This window comes from Methylocystis suflitae, assembly GCF_024448135.1.
GTDB classification, from domain to species: domain Bacteria; phylum Pseudomonadota; class Alphaproteobacteria; order Rhizobiales; family Beijerinckiaceae; genus Methylocystis; species Methylocystis suflitae.
Genome location: NZ_JAMRYX010000008.1, coordinates 1 through 582 on the forward strand (window position 1 = coordinate 1; position 582 = coordinate 582).

The window sequence follows — 582 nt, forward strand, 5'->3', positions numbered from 1 at the left end:
ACATGGCGAAAGTGTCGTCAAAACCAAAGCGAGCGCCGCGCCACTACCTTTGCCGGACAGATGGTGAAAAATCCGTCCGCAGGATCACCGATGTAGCCATGGCGCGAATCCTGACCGCGCCAATGAATCAGACCGCGATCGAATTGGGAATCCTGTGACTCAGAGATCGGAACGTTTGATATTAGACGCATGTATCCGCTTCAATCACAGACGAGACAATGGTTTCCACTTGTTCCTCCGACAAATGCGGCCCCATAGGTAGGCTCAGCACCTCGTCGGCTAAGCGTTCAGCCAAGGGAAAGGCGCCGCGAGTCCAACAGGTGGTGGCCCGATAGGCTTCCTGAAGATGCGGCGGGATCGGATAGTGAATTAAAGTTCCGACGCCCGCCCCGCTCAATGCCTTTTGCAGCGCATCGCGGCGGGGATGACGCACAACATAGAGATGCCAGACCGGCTCGGCCCAATTCGGAACATGAGGCAGAGTGAGACCAGCGGTGACGAGTTCTTGCCCATAACTCTCCGCCAAACAACGGCGGTGTTCGTTCCATTTGTCGAGATGGGCAAGCTTTACGTGCAAGATGG

1 protein-coding gene is annotated in these 582 nt (G+C 56.0%); it reads right to left on the reverse strand.

Annotated features, from left to right (window positions below):
• Nucleotides 1-181: 181 nt before the first annotated feature.
• Nucleotides 182-582 (reverse strand): DegT/DnrJ/EryC1/StrS family aminotransferase (locus NEI07_RS00620; RefSeq protein ID WP_256032011.1); only part of this gene is annotated, 401 nt, incomplete at its 5' end.